Below are 264 nucleotides of genomic sequence, written 5' to 3' on the forward strand. Positions count from 1 at the left end.
TATGCATCATTGTGGCATATTTATTTTTAATAGGTTGTAAAGGTAAGAAGCAAGAATTTCTAGACAATCATAAAGTAATTCTTTATCATACTAAAGAGGCGGAAAATTTTATTAATACGGCAAAAATCAAACCTAAGGAAGCAAAAATAATACAGGCAAATTTTGCAATAAAAAATAATGAGAAACCGGAAATGTATAATTTTTTTATAATTGATGGTAATTATATTTTCACCTCGTATTTTCAACCTAAAATTCCAGAAGCAT

At 26.5% G+C, this 264-nt stretch carries 1 protein-coding gene; it reads left to right on the plus strand.

Annotated features, from left to right (window positions below):
* Window positions 1–264 (plus strand): hypothetical protein (locus tag SB752_RS32670; RefSeq protein WP_410719541.1); only part of this gene is annotated, 264 nt, incomplete at both ends.

It is taken from the genome of Brevibacillus sp. SIMBA_040, from assembly GCF_046535075.1.
Classification (GTDB): Bacteria; Bacillota; Bacilli; order Brevibacillales; family Brevibacillaceae; genus Brevibacillus.